Here is a 17,655-nt window from a genome sequence, read left to right on the forward strand (position 1 = left end):
ATCATCTCGCCTTGAATTTATGAGCCTGTCATGGCCGGGCTTGTCCCGGCCATCTACGTTCTTCTTCCCGGCTTCGGCTGTTGTCGCGGATGGCCGGGATAAGCCCGGCCATGACGGCGTTTGATGGATTTGGCAGAGACAATGTTCCCCGACCTCCTTCCTGCTCTTCGTGAAAAGATGCCGACGCTGCGCGGGCGGCTGACCGCGAACGAACCGCTGGCGCCGATCACCTGGTTCCGGGTCGGCGGCCCGGCGCAGGTGATGTTCGTGCCGGCCGACGAGGACGACCTCGCCTATCTGCTGGCGCGGCTGCCGGCGGACCTGCCCGTCACCATGCTGGGGCTCGGCTCCAACCTGATCGTGCGCGACGGCGGCGTGCCGGGCGTGGTGATGCGGCTCGGCCGTGGCTTCTCGGAGATCACGGTTGAGCCCGGCCATCGCATCCGGGCCGGCACCGCGGTGCCGGACGTCAAGATGGCCCGCGCCGCCCAGGAAGCCGGCATCGCCGGCCTCGCCTTCTTCCGCGGCATTCCCGGCTCGGTCGGCGGCGCGCTGCGGATGAACGGCGGCGCCTATGGTGGCGAGACCAAGGATGTTCTGGTCGAGGCGCGCGGCGTCGATCGGCAAGGCCATGTTCGCGTCTTCGCGAACCCGGACATGAACTACAGCTACCGCCACTGCGGCGTCGCCGAGGACGTGATCTTCACCAGCGCGCTGTTCCAGGGCACGCCCGGCGATCCGGCCGAGATCGCCGCCGCCATGGACAAGATCACCGAGTCGCGCGAGGCGACGCAGCCGATCAAGAGCCGCACCGGCGGCTCGACCTTCAAGAACCCGCCGGGCCAGAAGGCGTGGCAGCTCATCGACGCCGCCGGCTGCCGCGGCCTCGTCGTCGGCGACGCCCAGGTGTCGGAGCTGCACTGCAATTTTCTGATCAACCGCGGCAACGCCACCGCGGCCGACATCGAGACGCTGGGCGAGACGGTCCGGCGTCGCGTCAAGGAGACCTCGGGCGTCGAGCTCGACTGGGAGATCAAGCGGATCGGCGTCGATCCGTGATCTGCCTCACGGTCCCATCGGCCGCCGCGGCGATGATGGAGACGCAGCAACGGTCAGGCCATGCGATCCCTGTGTCTCATCCTCCTTCTCGCTTTGCCGCAGGCCGCCGGGGCCGCCGACCTCAAGGTGACGGGCCGGGCCGGCTACCTGTCGGAGTGGGAGGTGAGCGCGACGGCGCGGGCCGCACCCGACGGCCGCGAGTTCGCCGGGCCGCTGGTGATGCGCCACACCGGCCTGTGCACGGTCGACGGGCCTGTCGAGAAGGCGGGCGACATCCGGTTTCGCCGCACCGGCTGGCCGTTGGCCGGCCTCACCGCGACCATCGTGATCGAGGGCGTGTCGTGCTCGTTCTCGGCGCGCGGCAGCGCGTCCTACGATGGCTTCATGAAATGCCCGGGCACCCCCAGCGTCCCGCTCAGCCTGTCGGTCGAGTAGGCGGCGACGATCGACCGTCGGGAGCTCGAGCCAGGTATTGATCACGGAAAGCTCCTCGACCGGATGCGAGACGCTGGACCCGAATAGGCCACGGCGCCATACCGTCGGGTTGACGCCGGACGAGAGTCGGGGGACCGATGGTCGCAAGGGGAGCCGCATGAGCAAGCACATCGCCGTCCTGATGGGGGGCTGGTCGTCGGAGCGCGAGGTGAGCCTGCGCTCGGGCGCGGCCTGCGCCGCCGCCCTGGAGACGCGCGGCTATCGGGTCTCCCGCATCGATGTTGGGCGCGACATCGCCGCCGTGCTGGCGCAGGTGAAGCCCGACGCCGCCCTCAACGTCCTGCACGGAAGGCCGGGCGAGGACGGCACCATCCAGGGCATCCTGGAGGTGATGCAGGTGCCCTACACGCATTCGGGCGTGCTCGCCTCGGCGCTGGCCATGCAGAAGGACACGGCCAAGGTGGTGCTGGCCGCCGGCGGTGTCCCGGTGCCGGAGGGCGTGACGGTGTCGCGCGCCGAGGCGGCCAAGGGCCACGTCCTGCCCAGGCCCTATGTGATCAAGCCGATCTGCGAAGGGTCGAGCGTCGGGGTCTTCATCGTCACCGAGCAGCATGAGCACCCGCCCCAGGAGCTCACCCGGACGGACTGGTCCTATGGTGAACAAGTGTTGTGCGAACGCTACATCGTTGGAAAAGAGTTAACGTGTGCCGTGATGGGCGATCGCGCCCTCGATGTCATTGAAATCGTTCCGAATGTCGCCTTTTACGACTACGAGGCGAAGTACGCCCCGGGGGGCTCCACACACGTCCTTCCGGCAGGAATTAAACCGAATGTTTACCAACAGGTCCGAACACTGGCTCTCCGAGCGCATCAGGCGCTCGGCTGCCGGGGCGTGAGCCGAGCCGACTTCCGGTTCGACGATCGTCTGGAGGGGACATCCGGGCTGTTCTGCCTGGAGGTCAACACCCAGCCCGGCATGACCGAGACGTCACTGGTGCCGGAAATGGCCGCTCACGCGGGCATCTCGTTCGAAGAGTTGGTTGCATGGATGGTGGAGGACGCGTCTTTGAACCGCTGACCGGGCCATCGGAGCCCGGCGGTTCACCGCGTCCGCGCGCGGGGGCTGGCCCTCGTGTCGCGCGAAAACGCCGTCGTCCGGCGATGGGCCGGCGACCCGGCCGCTTCGCCACATTCGGTCCGCTCGCCACCGCCCGGCGCTATGTCGAGCGCATCGTCTGGGCGGCCGAACGCGTCCAGTGGCCGCGCCATGGCGGCATCACGGCCACGGCCCTGATCCTCCTCTCCAGCATCGGCTTCGGCATCGTCCGCGGCGACCACACGCCGGTCGTGCTCGACGCGCTCGCCGACGTCCGCGACATGGCGGCGAACGCCGTCGGCTTCCGCATCGCCGGGGTGGCGATGACGGGCCACAAGCATCTGTCGCGCGACGAGGTGCTGGCGATCGCCGGCGTCAGCGGCCGCAGCTCGCTCCTGTTCCTCGACGCCGCCGCGGCGCGTGCCCGCCTCAAGGCCAACCCCTGGGTCGGCGATGCCACCGTGCAGAAGCTCTATCCGGACCGGCTCGCCATCGACATCACCGAGCGGGTTGCCTTCGCGTTGTGGCAGAAGGACGGCCAGGTCAATGTCATCGCGGCCGACGGCACCGTGCTCGAGGCCTTCGTGTCGAAGAGCGTGCTGACGCTGCCCTTCGTCGTCGGCTCGGGCGCCGAGAAGCGCGCCCGCGAGTTCCTGGCGCAGTTCGACCGCCATCCGGAGCTGCGCGACCAGGTCCGCGCCTCGGTGCTGGTCGCCGAGCGGCGCTGGACCCTCAAGCTCAAGAACGGCATCGATGTCCGCCTGCCGGAGACCGACGTGCCGCGCGCGCTAGACCAGCTCGCGACGCTGGAGCGCGACAAGAAGCTGCTGTCACGCGACATCGTGGCGATCGACCTGCGGCTGCCCGACCGGGTGACGGTGCGGCTCTCCGACGGCGCCGCCCAGGCCCGCGAGGACGTCCTCAAGGCCAAGCGCCCGAAGTCGAAGGGAGGCGCCGCATGACCGCGCTGCAATTCGGCCTCGCCCCCAAGATGAAGCCGCTGGCGCCGCGCCGCAGCGCCGTGGTCGCCGCGCTCGATGTCGGCACCAGCAAGATCGCCTGCCTGATCGCGCGGCTGACGCCGCAGCCGGCCCAGGAGGTGTTGCGGCGGCGGTCCCATGCGATCGATGTGATCGGCTTCAGCCACACCGAGTCGCGCGGCCTCAAGGCCGGCAGCGTCGTCGATCTCGCCGAGGCCGAGGTGGCGATCCGCCACGCCGTCGATCTCGCCGAGCGGGCCGGGCGCTGCCAGATCGAGGCCGTGATCGTGTCCCTGTCGTGCGGCCGGCCGTCGAGCGAGCTGTTCGCGGCCTCGGTCGACGTGACCGGCACGGTGCGCGAGGGCGACATCGCCCGCGTGCTCGCCGCCGGCAGCCGCACCTCGGTGCGGCCGGGCCGGGTGGTGCTGCATTCGATCCCGATCGGCTACGCCATCGACCACGAGCGCGGCATTCGCGATCCGCGCGGCATGCTGGGCGAGCGCTTCGGCGTCGACATGCATGTGCTGACCGCCGAGGCGGCGGCGGCGCGCAATCTGATGCTGGCGATCGAGCGGTGTCACCTCTCGGTCGAGGCCATGGTGGCGAGTCCTTATGTCGCAGCCCTCGCCGCGCTCGCCGACGACGAGGCCGAGCTCGGCGCCGCCGTGGTCGACATGGGGGCGGGCACGACGACGCTCGCGGTCTTCACCGGCGGGCGCTTCGTCCATGCCGACGGCTTCGCGCTCGGCGGCCAGCACGTGACGATGGATCTCGCCCGCGGGCTCTCGGCCACCGTGCCGGACGCCGAGCGAATCAAGACGCTCTATGGCAATGTGCTCGGTGGCGCGATGGACGACCGCGACATGATCGCCGTCCCGGCGGTTCCGGGCGACGACCGCGAGCCGCCCCAGTTCGTGTCCCGGGCGACCCTGACGCGGATCATCAAGCCGCGCGTCGAGGAGATCCTGGAGATGGTTCGCGACCGGCTGGCGGCGTCGCCGTTTGCCGCCGAGCCGCGTGGTCGCGTGATCGTCACCGGCGGGGCGAGCGAGCTGATCGGCTTCACCGAACTCGCCGCGCGCATCCTCGGGCGTCCTGTCCGGGCAGGCCGGCCGCTCGGAGTCGCGGGCCTGCCGGACGGCGCCAAGGGGGCGGCCTTTGCGGTCGCCGCCGGCCTCCTGGCCTATCCCCAGGTGGCGCATCTGGAGCATTTCGATCCGCGTCGGGCCCATCGAACCCGGTCGGGTGCCAGCGGATATTTCACACGGGTCGGACGATGGCTACGCGAGAGCTTCTGATGACCCAGACCGGATTCCCGAAACACGCCGGTGGCGGACCGGCGAGACCCGGCGGCGTCGTTGACGCCCCCGCATCGAAGAGGCAGCCATGAGCATCAATCTGAAGATCCCCGACATCCGGGAATTGAAGCCGCGGATCACCGTGTTCGGGGTCGGCGGTGCCGGCGGCAATGCCGTGAACAACATGATCCGGGCGGGGCTCCAGGGCGTCGACTTCGTCGTCGCCAACACCGATGCTCAGGCGCTGACCATGTCGGAGGCCGAGCGCATCATCCAGATGGGCGTGCAGGCGACCGAAGGCCTCGGCGCCGGCTCGCAGCCGGATGTCGGGCGCTCCGCCGCCGAGGAGGTGATCGACGAGATTCGCGATCATCTCACCGGGGCACACATGGTGTTCGTCACCGCCGGCATGGGCGGCGGCACCGGCACGGGCGCCTCTCCGGTGGTGGCCCGCGCGGCCCGCGAGCTCGGCATCCTGACGGTCGGCGTCGTCACCAAGCCGTTCCACTTCGAAGGCCAGCGCCGGATGCGGCTCGCCGAGAACGGCATCTCCGAGCTGCAGAAGGTGGTCGACACCCTCATCATCATCCCGAACCAGAACCTGTTCCGGATCGCCAACGAGAAGACGACCTTCGCGGACGCCTTCGCGATGGCCGACCAGGTGCTCTATTCGGGCGTCGGCTGCATCACCGACCTGATGGTCAAGGAAGGCCTGATCAACCTGGACTTCGCCGACGTCCGCGCCGTCATGCGCGAGATGGGCAAGGCGATGATGGGCACCGGCGAGGCGACCGGCGAGAAGCGGGCGCTGCGTGCCGCCGAGGCGGCGATCGCCAACCCGCTGATCGACGACGTCTCGATGAAGGGCGCCCGCGGGCTCCTGATCTCGATCACGGGCGGCAAGGACCTCACCCTCTACGAGGTCGACGAGGCCGCGACCCGGATCCGCGAGGAGGTCGACGCCGACGCCAACATCATCGTCGGCGCCACCTTCGACGAGGGGCTCGAGGGCATCATCCGCGTGTCGGTGGTGGCCACCGGGGTCGACCCGGCGATGATCGGCGCCCAGCCGCTGACGCCGCTGCCGGCCGTCGAGGCCTTCACGTCGCGCGCGCCCGATACCCAGGCGGCCGCCGCTCACGAATCGCGCATCGCCGAACTCGCCAGCCGGCTGCGCGCCGAGAACAAGCGCATCGCCGACCGCATCGACCAGGCGGCGCCGACCCCGGCCGAGCGGGCCGCCGTCCAGCCGCTGATCCCGGCCGAGCCGGTTGAGCCGCAGCCGAGCATCGACGCAGTCGCCACCGCGGCGGTGGCCGATGCGCTGATCCCGCGCGAGATCGAGGACGTCACCATCCGGCCGATCCAGCCGGTGAAGCCGACCTTCTTCCCGGACGCGCTGGCGCCCGACCTGCAGGACGAGGCGCAGGCCGCGCCCCCGTCCGTGTTCATCCCGCCGCAGCCCGAGCGGCCGGCCGGCCGTCCGCCCCGCATGCCGCGGATCGACGAGCTGCCGCTGCCGGCCCAGAACGAGCTGCGCGCCCAGCGCGGCGAGCCGGCCGGAGAGGAGCATCCGGAGAAGCGCCGCATGACCCTGCTGCAGCGTCTCGCCGCCGTCGGTCTCGGCCGCCGCGAGGACGAGGCCAAGCCGGAGCTCAAGCAGCCGATGCGGCCGGCGGCGCCGGCCGAGCGCCCCGCCGCCCCGCGCATGCCGCCGCTCCGCCAGGAGCTGCGCGGTGCCGATCCGGTGTCCGACTATGCGCGCCGGCCTGGTCCGCAGGCGCCGCAGGGTCTCGACATGCACGGCCGCCCGGCGCCCCAGCCCGGCCAGCCGGACGAGGACCAGCTCGACATTCCGGCGTTCCTGCGCCGGCAGGCGAACCAGTAGAGGGGGCGGGCGAGCGCCGCCGCCCGGCGCTCCGCCCCGACACGAGCCGCACGCGGACTGGCCGACCTGCCTCCGGTCGGTCCGCACTGAATGGCCGGGCCTCGCGCCCGGCCATTTTGTTTGGGTGCGCAGGTTGTTTGATGCAGGGCGGCAGGGCGCGCGTTCGCCGGCCGGGGCATGGACGCAGGCGGCGCGAGACAAAAGTCTCTCGCCGTCCCGACTGTCACGGGCCTCCGATCCGTCACCAGGCGTAGCGGACCGTCCCCGTGCCGGAATAGGTCTGGCCGCGGCCGGCGAGCTCGCCGTCGAAGCGGCCGGCGAGCGACCAGCCGCCGGCGAGCCGCAGCTCGGCCCCGGCCGAGACGAGCGCGAGGTCCGGCACCGCGGTCGCTCCGGCGACGACGAAGCTCGCACCCGGCAGCGCCTGGAAGGTCGGCGTCAGGGTCGGATCGCTGACCCAGTCGTGCGCCCAGGCGGCGCGCGCCTGCAGGGAGACGAGCGCCGTGTCGGAGACCGCCACCAGCCGCTCGAACCGCGCCCCCAGCTCGCTGCGGGTCGCGTTCGCATTGCGGCTGGCGTAGGCGAGGCCGAAGCTGCCGCCGTTGAGATCGCTTTCGGCGAAGCCGGGCGCATGGAAGCTCTGTGCCTGCAGGGCCGCATAGGGCGTGACGCCGCCGAGCGGGGTCGCGACCCGCCAGCCGGTCTCGATCCGGCCGCCATAGCTCTGCGCGTCGAAGCGGCCCTCCAGGCGATTGCCGGCAAACGCCGTGCGCTCGGTCTTCATCCAGTGTTGCGAGAAGCTCAGCGCCCCGGCCAGATACCACGGGCCCGGCCGCGTCACCGCATACAGGCCGGCCTGGAACGCATCGCCGCTGCCGCCGCCGATCCCGCCGGCCAAGTCCCAGTTGGTGAAGCCGCCGGCGAGCGCGAAACCCATCACGGTGCCGGGCGCGACCTTGTAGTCGAGGCCCGCCGCAAAGCCGCCGGTCTTCGCCGTGAGGTCGTGCGAGCCGGCGACGGCGTCGCCCTGGGTCTTGCTGGTCCCCCCGAAGGCGCCGCCCCAGGCGCTCCATTGCGGTGCGACCGTAGCCGGCATCGGCGTGGCCGGGGCCTTCATCACCTTGGCATAGGCCAGCGCGATCTCGGGCGGCAGCGCCTCCTCGCTGGCGAGCGCCAGCGCCCCGCCGGTCCCGGCATTGCCGCCCGCAAACACGCCGCCGCGGCCATAGGCGTAGGGGTCGAGCATCAGGGTCAGGAACTGGTTGGTCAGCTTGATGCCGGCCTGCTGCGCCCCGGTGGTCGCCTCGCCCGAGAGCTGCGACAGCGCATTGGACAGCGAGGCGCCGCTCAGCCCGAACAGCGGCAGGAAGCCCGGCGGCAGCGCGCCGCCGCCGTTGAAGTAGCTGTTGATGGCGCCGGCGACGTTTTGGGAGTTGCCTGCGAGACCGGTGCCCACCCCGAGGACTGCGGTCAGGTTCAGGAAGACGTCGTTCGCCCCGTAGCCGAGGGTCGCCGACAGGCCGGTGGGCATGGCGGCAGTGGTGAGGCCAGCGAAGCTGGTGCCGCCGAGGCCGCCGTTGGCATGCAGGATCGTGTAATGCCGGGCCAGGTAGCTGCCCGGGGCGAACACCGCCTGGACGCTGCCACCGGTCAGCGTCGCGGTACCGGTGACATTGGCGAGGGAGGAGGTCGATGGATTGACCTGCACCAGATAAAGCGCGCCCGACTGGAACGCGAGGTTGCCCTGCACCGTCATCGTGCCGAGCGGATTTCCTGGCGCGAACGTGCCGCCTCCGGCCACGATCACGCTGCCCACGGTGCCGGTGCCGGCGAGCGTGCCGCCGCCGTTAACGGCCATGATCGCATTGGCCATCGTGGCGTTCACGGCCAGCGTGCCGGCATTCACCGCCCAGGGCATGGCCGCGCTGTTGCTGCCGGTCACGGTCCAGACGCTGCTGCCAGCCTTCTTGAAGATGCCGAAGCCGAGATATTGCGTCCCGATCTGGGAGACGTCGAAGCTGGCGCTGGCGTTGCCGCCGAGCCGCAGCGTGTCGGCGCTACTGAAGGCAACGACGTTCCCGGTGATGATGGAGCCGGCCTGCAGTTCGAGGATGTTGGTCCCGCCCGCGAACGTGATGGCGTTGGCACGCGTCAAACCATCGCCGGAGAGCCCACCACGGATCGTGCCTGCATTGATGATCGTGACCCCAGTGCTTCCGGCAGCGACATAGATGCCATCCCCACCAGCGCCAGCATTGGCGCCGGTGCCACCGTTGCCACCAGCAATGACCGAGTTTACGGTAAAGAAGGCCGCCCCAACCCCGTTGTAATACAGGCCTCTTCCACCCGTTCCACCGTCCCCCCAGAGAAAGGTACCAAGTCCGCCATTTCCGCCGTTCCCGCCGGTCACGTTAAAATTCAGCGTCCCGCCACCCCCGCCGACGACCGCACCGTATCCACCGGCACCGCCACCACCGCCGTCGCCCTGACTCCCGACACCGGTTCCACCGTGGCCGCCATTTCCACCTGTCGAGGCTCCAACCGGTAAGGCGGCGCCAACGTAGCCGTGCGCACCACCACCTCCTCCTCCGCCGCCTGCATTCCCTGGCAAGGTGCCATTGGTGCCATTGCCACCAGCGGCTCCGGGTGTGGCACCTCCCGCGCCACCAGAACCCGAAGAACCACCGCCACTGGCGATACCAGCCCCTCCTGCGCCACCACTCAGGCCAGCGCCGCCGCCGCCGCCGCCGCCGCCGTCGACTGGGGGGCTATAGACCGGCGCGGGGCCACCGTTGCCTCCCGTTCCCGAAGCACTGTCGGCGCCCCCCGCACCGCCATAAAGAGGATAGCCACCACTCCCGCCCCCGCCATCGGCGAAAGCTGGCGTCGCCGTCACGGCAAGAAGAACTGCCGTCGCCGGCAGCGCCGCCGCCAGTCCGATGGACAGGCCCACCAGGGCGGTGGTGGCGAGTAGCGCCCATCGGAGGCTGTGCCGGGGAGCTGTGGCGAGCGTGTCACGACCCAGTCCGGCCGGACCCGGCCTGCGCGCGTCAGCGTCGCCCGGCACCGTCGATCGCGTCCCGCCCTGCCGTCCCATCACAGCCCCCTCTTTCGCGAAGCCCCGACCCGAACCGCGAACGCTGCTGATCCGCCGGTCGGACAGACGCGGCACATTCGGCCCTGCCGGTCGCACCGACGGTGTTGCCGCCGACGAGCTGCGCATCCGCCGAAGTGACGCGTGCGCCGACGAGAGCACGCACCACTCCAAAGCGGCCGGCGCCATCAGCCGACCGCGCGGTCCTGACGACGTCGGTTCCGATCAGAACGGCTCGCAATGGGTGCGCTCCGGGTCTGATTCGCTCATGCCTTGTTGAAACGGTACGGAGTCGCCGAAATCGTTCCTATAAGTAATCGGCCGGGTTTTATCGTGCGTTTTACTTCCGCCGGGAGCTGTGTCTGATCAGACACATAGTATTAATTACATTGTATATGCGAACTAGAGTTTTCCGGCTGATCAGGTCTTGTATCTGCGGGTCCGCCGACCGCGGCAGTGGCGAGCAGCGTCAGGAGCCGAAAGAATCGCCATGGGTGTGTCGTGTTCCCGTGATCGCCACCATCGATCGCAGCCGCGTGTCGGGCGGGCACCGAAAGGGCGCACGCCGGGATTGTTGCGAATCACTGATTCGCTGCAGTTCGAACGAATTGGCGCACGGTGGTGATGTAGAGGGCTGCGCGACGCTCCGGCAACGCCATGTGGCCAGTCGGGCACGGGCAAGCAGATCCGCACTCCGGCAAGGCGCTTTCCCCCGATTTCATGGCCGAAACCGGGTCGAAAGCCGCCGCTTTTCAGGTAACAATCAGTAAGAAAGCGTGAATTGGCCCAGCCGGACCATACGGTTAATGTTCGAGCCGGCACGGGGACGAAGTTGGGCCTCAACGGGGCAACCTGAGCGCGCGTGACAGCGACGGGGTTGGTTGGGGTCGGGAAGACGTCCCGTGGGGGAAACTTGAACCGACAGCCGCGGTCTCGTGCGGCGCGCTAGAGTTTTGGGATGGGACGTTTGGCATGAAATCCGGCCGACAGACGACGGTGCGATCCGACGTGACCGTATCCGGGATCGGCGTGCACTCCGGCGTTCCCGCCACGCTGACTCTTCATCCTGCCGAGCCGGGCACCGGCGTCCGCTTCGTGCGCACCGGCCTCGAGGGTCGGCCCGACCAGGTGGTCCGCGCCGAAGTCCGCTCGGTGGTCGCCACCGATTTCGCCACCGTGATCGGCGACGCCTCGGGCCCGCTCTGCTCGACCGCCGAGCACGTGCTGGCGGCGCTCGCCGGCCTCGGCATCGACAATGCGGTGGTCGAGGTGGACGGCCCCGAGGTTCCGATCATGGACGGCAGCGCCGACGAGTTCGTCGCGGCGATCGACCGGGTCGGGATCGAGACGTGCGCGGCGCCGCGCCGCTTCATCAAGGTTCTCAAGCCCGTCCGGGTGGCCAATGGCCGCTCCTACGGCGAGCTGCGGCCCTATGACCGGGGCATGCGGTTCGAGATCGAGATCGCCTTCGACCACGCCCTGATCGGGCGGCAAACGATGGCCTTCGACCTCGACCCGATCCATTTCCGCCGCGAGATCGCCCGCGCCCGGACCTTCGGCTTCATGAGCGACGTCGCGAAGCTGTGGAGCGCCGGCTATGCGCTGGGCGCCAGCTTCGAAAACACCCTTGTGGTCGCGGAGAACCGCATCCTCAACCCCGATGGCCTGCGCTATGCCGACGAGTTCGTGCGCCACAAGGCGCTCGACGCGATCGGTGACCTGGCGCTCGCCGGTGCCCCTCTGCTCGGGGTCTATCGGTCGGTTTGCGGCGGCCACAAGCTCAATCACGCGGTGCTGTCTGCCCTGATGGCGGACCGCTCCGCCTGGACCATGGTCGACGCCACGGCGCTGGCCCGCAAGACCGTGCGGGGCCGCGCCGAGCTGACCACCGGGGTAGCCGCGCCGGCTTACGGCCCCGACGTCTCCTGAGACGCGACTCCCGAGGCTTCGGCCTGCCGGCCTGTCGCCGCCCGCGGAATCACTGCGACAGCCGCTCTATCGCGTCCGCAAAAATCCATTATCGACCGTGTCTTGGCCGCGCGTCCTGCGACGGCGCCCGGGCTGCCGCGGACCTCGCGTGAGACATCACGTCAGGTCGCTGCGAGACGCCGGACGTCACCTTGTGGAGGGGCGCTCCGGTCGCGCCGCGGAGCGGATCGGGCCGCCGCCGCGCCGGTCCGGCAGCATGGCCGGCGACAACACGCCTGCGTTTGCGTGCGAACGGGCTCTGACGGCCAAAATGGCGTGCCCCGAGGGACGCACCGGACGGCCGTATGGCCCTGGCCCCGCCGACCGCCACATTCCCGGCCGAATGTCGGGGTTGAGTGCGTCCCGAACGGGGAATCTCGAGCGTCGGTGAATCGCGGCCCGGACGGGGCGGCCGGGCGACGCAGTTACGAGGGGGCGAAGGCGTGATTTTCAGGTCGTCGAGGCGCACGGCTCCGCGCCCGGGATTGTCCGGGATCGGACGCATTTGCGCGCTCCTGCCCGTGCTCGTCGTGCTGGCGGGATGCTCGAGCCTCACCAGCCTGTTCGGCGGCAACGAGGACGATCTCGGTCCCGACCTGCCGGCCGACAAGCTTTACAACGAAGGCGTCTATCTCCTGAACGAGAAGAGCTCGCCCAAGGACGCGGTGAAGAAGTTCGAGGAGGTCGACCGCCAGCATCCGTATTCCGAGTGGGCCCGCAAGTCGCTGCTGATGACGGCCTACTCGTATTACGAGACGCAGCAATACGAGGACGCGATCGGCGCGGCCAAGCGCTATGTGTCGATGCATCCGGGCAGCCCGGACGTGGCCTATGCCCAGTATCTGATCGGCGCCTCCTACTACGACCAGATCCCCGACGTGACGCGCGACCAGACCCGCACCGAGCGGGCGATTGCCTCGCTCGAGGAGGTGATCCGCAAGTATCCGAACTCGGAATACGCCGCGCAGGCGCGCAAGAAGATCGAGGTCGGCCGTGACCACCTCGCCGCCAAGGAGATGGCGGTGGCGCGCTACTACATGGAGAAGAAGAACTTCATCGGCGCCATCAACCGCTTCAAGGTGGTCGTCACCCAGTACCAGACCACCCGGCTCGTCGAGGAGGCGCTGATGCGCCTGACCGAGTGCTACATGATGCTGGGCATCGTCGCCGAGGCGCAGACCGCGGCCGCCGTGCTGGGCCACAACTTCCCCGACAGTCCCTGGTACAAGGATGCCTACAAGCTGGTGAAGGGCGGCGGGCTCGAGCCGACCGAGAACAAGGGCTCGTGGATCAGCCGGGCGTTCAAGATCAGCTGAGCCGCGGGGGCGCGCCCCCGTGCGGGACATTCGCTGCGATTTGTTCGATGGCCGGGCTTGTCCCGGCCATTTGCGTTATTAAGACTGCGGGTTATTCCACGACGCGGCGCCCCGGAACGACCGAGTCGCGCTGATCGGCAGCGACATCACCAACGACCGAGCCGACTCATGCTGGCCCGCCTCTCGATCCGCGACATCGTCCTCATCGACCGGCTCGACCTCGACTTCGCGGGAGGCCTCGCCGTGCTCACCGGCGAGACCGGCGCCGGCAAGTCGATCCTGCTCGATGCCTTCGCGCTGGCCCTTGGCGCACGGGGCGATGCGGCCCTGGTGCGCAGCGGCGCCGAGCAGGGCCAAGTGACGGCCGTGTTCGAGCCGGCGGCCTCGCACCCGGTGCATGCGCTGCTGCGCGATAATGACATCGCCGCCGAGGACCAGCTTCTGCTTCGCCGCGTGCAGCTCGCCGACGGCCGCACCCGCGCCTTCGTCAACGACCAGCCGGTCTCGGTGCAGGTGCTGAAAAGCCTGGGCGAGATGCTGGTCGAGATCCACGGCCAGCACGACGCCCGCGCCCTGGTCGATCCGGCCAGCCACCGCAGCCTCCTGGACGCCTATGGCGGGCTGGAGCGCGAGGCCGAAGCGGTCGGCCGGCTGTGGACGGCGCGGCGCGACGCGCTCGCCGCGGTCGCCAGCCACCGCGCCGCGGTCGAGCGGGCGCAGCGCGAGGCCGACTGGCTGCGCCACGCCGTCGCGGAGCTGAGCGAGCTCGCCCCCGAGCCCGGCGAGGAGACGGCGCTGGCCGATCGGCGCACCGGCATGATGCAGGCCGAGAAGGTCGCCGACGATCTGCGCGACGCGCTCGCCGCCATCGCCGGCAACCAGTCGCCGGCACCGGCGCTCGCCGCCGTGGTGCGGCGGCTGGAGCGGCGCCAGGGCAACGCCGGCTACGTCGCGCCGGCCATCACGGCGATCGACGCGGCGCTCAATGCCCTCGACGAGGCGCGCGGTCATCTCGAGGCGGCGCTCACGGCGTCGGCGCATGACCCGCTTATGCTGGAGCGCATCGAGGAGCGGCTGTTCGCGCTGCGCGCCGCCGCCCGCAAGTACAATGTCGCGGTCGATTCGCTGGCGGCGCTGGCCGAGCGTTATGCCGCCGATGTCGCCCGCATGGATGCGGGCGCCGAAAAGCTCGCCGCCCTGGAGAAGGAGGCCGCCGCCCTGGTGGCGCGCTTCGACGAGGCGGCCGCGGTCCTCTCGGCCAAGCGCCGGCGCGCCGCCGAGGCGCTCGACAAGGCCGTCAACGGCGAGCTGAAGCCGCTGAAGCTCGACCGCGCCCGCTTCACGGCCGTGGTCGCCAGCGAGCCGGAGCGCGCCGGTCCGCACGGCATCGACCGGGTCGAGTTCCACGTGCAGACCAATCCGGGCACGGCGCCCGGCCCGCTGATGAAGGTCGCCTCGGGCGGCGAGCTGTCGCGCTTCCTGCTCGCCCTCAAGGTGGTGATCGCCGACCGCGGCTCGGCGCCGACGCTGGTGTTCGACGAGATCGACACGGCAGTCGGCGGCGCGGTGGCCGATGCCATCGGGGTGCGGCTCGCCCGGCTCGGCGGCAAGGTCCAGGTGATCGCCGTGACGCACGCCCCGCAGGTGGCGGCGCGCGCCGACAAGCACCTGTTGATCACCAAGGGCGCGCTCGATCGCGGCAAGCGGGTGGCGACCCGCGTCGCCGTGCTGGACGAGGCCACGCGGCGCGAGGAGATCGCCCGCATGCTGGCCGGCGCCGAGATCACGGCCGAAGCCCGCGCCGCCGCCGACCGGCTGATCAGGGCGGCAGGGGGGTAGGTGTCGACCGTTGTGTTTTCTCGGTCGTCCCGGGGCGGCGCGCAGCGCCGAGCCCGGGACCCATAGCCCCTGTCCGTCGTGAGCCACCGGCACCGGGGCTATGGATTCCGGGCTCGCGGACTTCGCCCGCGCCCCGGAATGACGGTCATTTGCATATCCCCTCGTACAGGTCGACCCACCCCGGATTGCCGGCTTCGATCAGATTGATCTTCCAATCCCGCCGCCACTTCTTGATGTCCTTCTCGCGGGTGATTGCGCTGACCGGATCGTCGTAACACTCGAACCAGACGAGGCGGTCGACATCGTATTCCGCCGTGAACCCGCGGGCCGCCTTGGCCTTGTGCTCATGAACCCGGCGGACGAGGTCCCGCGTGACACCGACATAGAGCGTCCCATGCTTGCTGCTTGCCAGCATGTAAACGTAGTAGGACAAACGCCGCTCCAGTGGATATGGATTCCGGGCTCGCCGTGTCGCGGCGCTCCGGAATGACGGCTCATGGCAGGACGACATCATACCACCACCCCCGTCGCCGCCCTCACGCCCGAGGAGGCGGCCGACGAGCTGGCGCGGCTCGCGCACGAGATCGCGGCGCATGACGCGCGGTACTATCAGGAGGACGCGCCGACCGTCTCGGACGCGGACTACGACGCGCTGCGCGTGCGCAACACCGCGATCGAGGCGCGCTTTCCGGAGCTGATCCGCGAGGACTCGCCGTCGCGAAAAGTCGGCGCGGCGCCGACGGGAAAATTCGCAAAGGTCCGGCACGCCGTACCGATGCTGTCGCTGCAGAACGCCTTCGCGGACGAGGAGGTGTTGGAGTTCGTCGAGCGCATCCGGCGGTTCCTGCGCATTCCCGAAGGCGAGTCGCTGGTGATCACGGCGGAGCCGAAGATCGACGGCCTGTCCTGCTCGCTGCGCTACGAGGGTGGCGCGCTGGCGGTGGCGGCGACGCGCGGCGATGGGTTCGAAGGCGAGGACGTCACGGCGAATGTCCGCACGATCGAGGATGTGCCGAAGCGGCTGAAGGGCAGGGGCCTGCCCGACGTCGTCGAGGTGCGCGGCGAGGTCTATCTGGCGCATGCCGATTTCGCGGCCATCAACGCGCGCCAGCAGGCCGCCGGCAAGCCGGTGTTCGCCAACCCGCGCAACGCCGCGGCGGGCTCGCTGCGCCAGCTCGACCCCGGCATCACGGCGTCGCGGCCGCTGAAATTCTTCGCCTATGCGTGGGGCGACATCACGGGCGGGCCGCCGGAGGACAGCCAGTCCGCCATGGTGCGCTGGCTGAAAGGCTGCGGCTTCGTCACCAATCCGCTGATGAAGGCCTGCGATTCCGCCGAAGCGCTGCTCGCGGTCTATCGCGACATCGAGAGCCGGCGCGCGACATTGGGTTACGACATCGACGGCGTCGTCTACAAGGTGGATCGCATCGACTGGCAGGAGCGGCTCGGCTTCGTGTCGCGCTCGCCGCGCTGGGCGATCGCCCACAAGTTCCCGGCCGAGAAGGCGACCACGGTTCTCAGGGACATCGAGATCCAGGTCGGCCGCACCGGCGCGCACACGCCGGTCGCCAAGCTCGAGCCCATCACGGTCGGCGGCGTTGTGGTGCAGAACGCGACGCTGCACAACGCCGACGAGATCGCCCGGCTCGACGTCCGCATCGGCGACACCGTGGAAATCCAGCGGGCCGGCGACGTGATCCCGCAGGTGGTCCGGGTCGTGATTGAGAAACGGCCCGCAGACACCAGACCGTACGAGTTCCCGATCCTCTGCAAGTGCGACCTGAAGACTGCGCTCGTGCGCGAAACGACGGCGAGCGGCGAGGAGGGCGTGGTGGCGCGCTGCTCCGGCGAGTTCGCCTGCCCGTACCAGACAATCGAGCATCTGCGGCATTTCGTGTCGCGGCGCGCTTTCGACGTCGAAGGGCTGGGCGAGAAGCAGATCGCCTTCTTCTTCGAAGACGAGGATCTGCCGGTCGGTGCGCCGGCCGACATTTTTACCCTCGCGAAGCGGGACGAGACGAATTTCAAGAAGCTGAAGGACAAGGAAGGCTTCGGCAGCCTTTCTGTGAAGAATCTGTTCGAGGCGATCGACGCCCGCCGCACCATCGCACTCGATCGCTTCATCTATGCGCTCGGCATCCGCCATGTCGGCGAGACCACGGCGCGCCAGCTCGCCCGCGCCTATGGCACCTGGGATGCTTTCTTTGCCACCGCGCAGCGCATCGCCAAGGGCGACGCGGAGGCGCGCGCCGAGATGGACGCCATCGACCAGATCGGCGACGCCGTGGTCGACGCGGTAGCGAAATATTTCGGCGAGTCCCACAACGAGCGCGTGGTGGAGAAGCTGGTCGCCGAGCTCGACCGCATCGTCGACGCCGAGAAGCCGCAGAGCGCGACGCCGGTCGCCGGCAAGACCGTGGTGTTCACAGGTGCGCTGGAGAAGATGACGCGCGACGAGGCGAAGGCGATGGCCGAGCGGCTCGGCGCCAAGGTCGCCGGCTCGGTATCGAAGAAGACCGATTTTCTGGTCGCCGGGCCGGGTGCGGGCTCGAAGCTGACGAAGGCGCGCGACGCCGGCGTCACGGTGCTGACCGAGGACGAGTGGTTCGCGCTGGTCGGGGAAACCGGCACCTGAAGGGAGGCTGGCGCGGCTCGCGACGGAGCCGGATCGTCAGCCGGGCA

12 protein-coding genes are annotated in these 17,655 nt (G+C 69.7%); 10 read left to right on the forward strand and 2 right to left on the reverse strand.

The genetic code is table 11. The annotated features are described in order from the left end of the window. Positions 1-141 precede the first annotated feature (141 nt). The 6 genes from murB (at position 142) to ftsZ (ending at position 6,756) form a co-directional block, all read left to right on the forward strand. Positions 142-1,059 carry a UDP-N-acetylmuramate dehydrogenase gene (gene murB, locus HXX10_RS01050; RefSeq protein WP_296519481.1) on the forward strand — a complete coding sequence of 306 codons (918 nt, stop codon included), beginning with the start codon at positions 142-144 and terminating at the stop codon, positions 1,057-1,059. Between the two features lie 60 nt (positions 1,060-1,119). Further along, positions 1,120-1,494 (forward strand): hypothetical protein, encoded by a 375-nt coding sequence (locus HXX10_RS01055; protein WP_296519482.1) that lies wholly within the window; start codon positions 1,120-1,122, stop codon positions 1,492-1,494. A gap of 157 nt (positions 1,495-1,651) precedes the next feature. Then, on the forward strand, positions 1,652-2,572 hold the full coding sequence (locus HXX10_RS01060; RefSeq protein WP_296519483.1) for a D-alanine--D-alanine ligase: 921 nt from the start codon (positions 1,652-1,654) through the stop codon (positions 2,570-2,572). Positions 2,573-2,655: 83 nt separating this feature from the next. After that, positions 2,656-3,552, forward strand: coding sequence for a cell division protein FtsQ/DivIB (locus HXX10_RS01065; RefSeq protein ID WP_296519484.1), 897 nt, complete (start codon positions 2,656-2,658; stop codon positions 3,550-3,552). Then, positions 3,549-4,868 carry a cell division protein FtsA gene (gene ftsA, locus HXX10_RS01070; protein WP_296519485.1) on the forward strand — a complete coding sequence of 440 codons (1,320 nt, stop codon included), beginning with the start codon at positions 3,549-3,551 and terminating at the stop codon, positions 4,866-4,868. Before HXX10_RS01065 ends, ftsA begins: the two co-directional genes overlap by 4 nt. 88 nt (positions 4,869-4,956) lie before the next feature. Then, positions 4,957-6,756, forward strand: coding sequence for a cell division protein FtsZ (gene ftsZ, locus HXX10_RS01075; RefSeq protein ID WP_296519486.1), 1,800 nt, complete (start codon positions 4,957-4,959; stop codon positions 6,754-6,756). A 241-nt stretch (positions 6,757-6,997) separates the two neighbouring features. On the opposite strand, the gene HXX10_RS01080 is transcribed toward ftsZ, so the two are convergent. Further along, positions 6,998-8,911, reverse strand: a complete 1,914-nt coding sequence (locus HXX10_RS01080; protein WP_296519487.1) for an autotransporter domain-containing protein — start codon at positions 8,909-8,911, stop codon at positions 6,998-7,000. 1,911 nt (positions 8,912-10,822) lie between these two features. Here HXX10_RS01080 and lpxC point away from each other — a divergent pair. From lpxC to recN, 3 genes are all read left to right on the forward strand, one after another. Further along, positions 10,823-11,779 (forward strand): UDP-3-O-acyl-N-acetylglucosamine deacetylase, encoded by a 957-nt coding sequence (gene lpxC, locus HXX10_RS01085; RefSeq protein WP_296519488.1) that lies wholly within the window; start codon positions 10,823-10,825, stop codon positions 11,777-11,779. A 485-nt stretch (positions 11,780-12,264) separates the two neighbouring features. Then, complete coding sequence (locus HXX10_RS01090) at positions 12,265-13,134, forward strand: outer membrane protein assembly factor BamD (RefSeq protein ID WP_296519691.1); 870 nt, start codon at positions 12,265-12,267, stop codon at positions 13,132-13,134. Positions 13,135-13,302: 168 nt separating this feature from the next. Then, entirely contained in the window at positions 13,303-14,973 is a 1,671-nt protein-coding gene (recN, locus tag HXX10_RS01095; protein ID WP_296519489.1) for a DNA repair protein RecN, read from the forward strand. A 145-nt stretch (positions 14,974-15,118) separates the two neighbouring features. On the opposite strand, the gene HXX10_RS01100 is transcribed toward recN, so the two are convergent. After that, the gene (locus HXX10_RS01100) at positions 15,119-15,406 is read right to left on the reverse strand and encodes a GIY-YIG nuclease family protein (RefSeq protein WP_296519490.1); all 288 of its coding nucleotides are present in this window, start codon (positions 15,404-15,406) and stop codon (positions 15,119-15,121) included. Positions 15,407-15,469: 63 nt separating this feature from the next. Between HXX10_RS01100 and ligA the strand changes: the two genes are divergently transcribed. Beyond that, entirely contained in the window at positions 15,470-17,608 is a 2,139-nt protein-coding gene (gene ligA / locus HXX10_RS01105) for an NAD-dependent DNA ligase LigA (RefSeq protein WP_296519491.1), read from the forward strand. Positions 17,609-17,655: the final 47 nt, after the last annotated feature.

This window comes from Rhodoplanes sp. (assembly GCF_013377085.1).
Lineage (GTDB): Bacteria > Pseudomonadota > Alphaproteobacteria > Rhizobiales > Xanthobacteraceae > Rhodoplanes.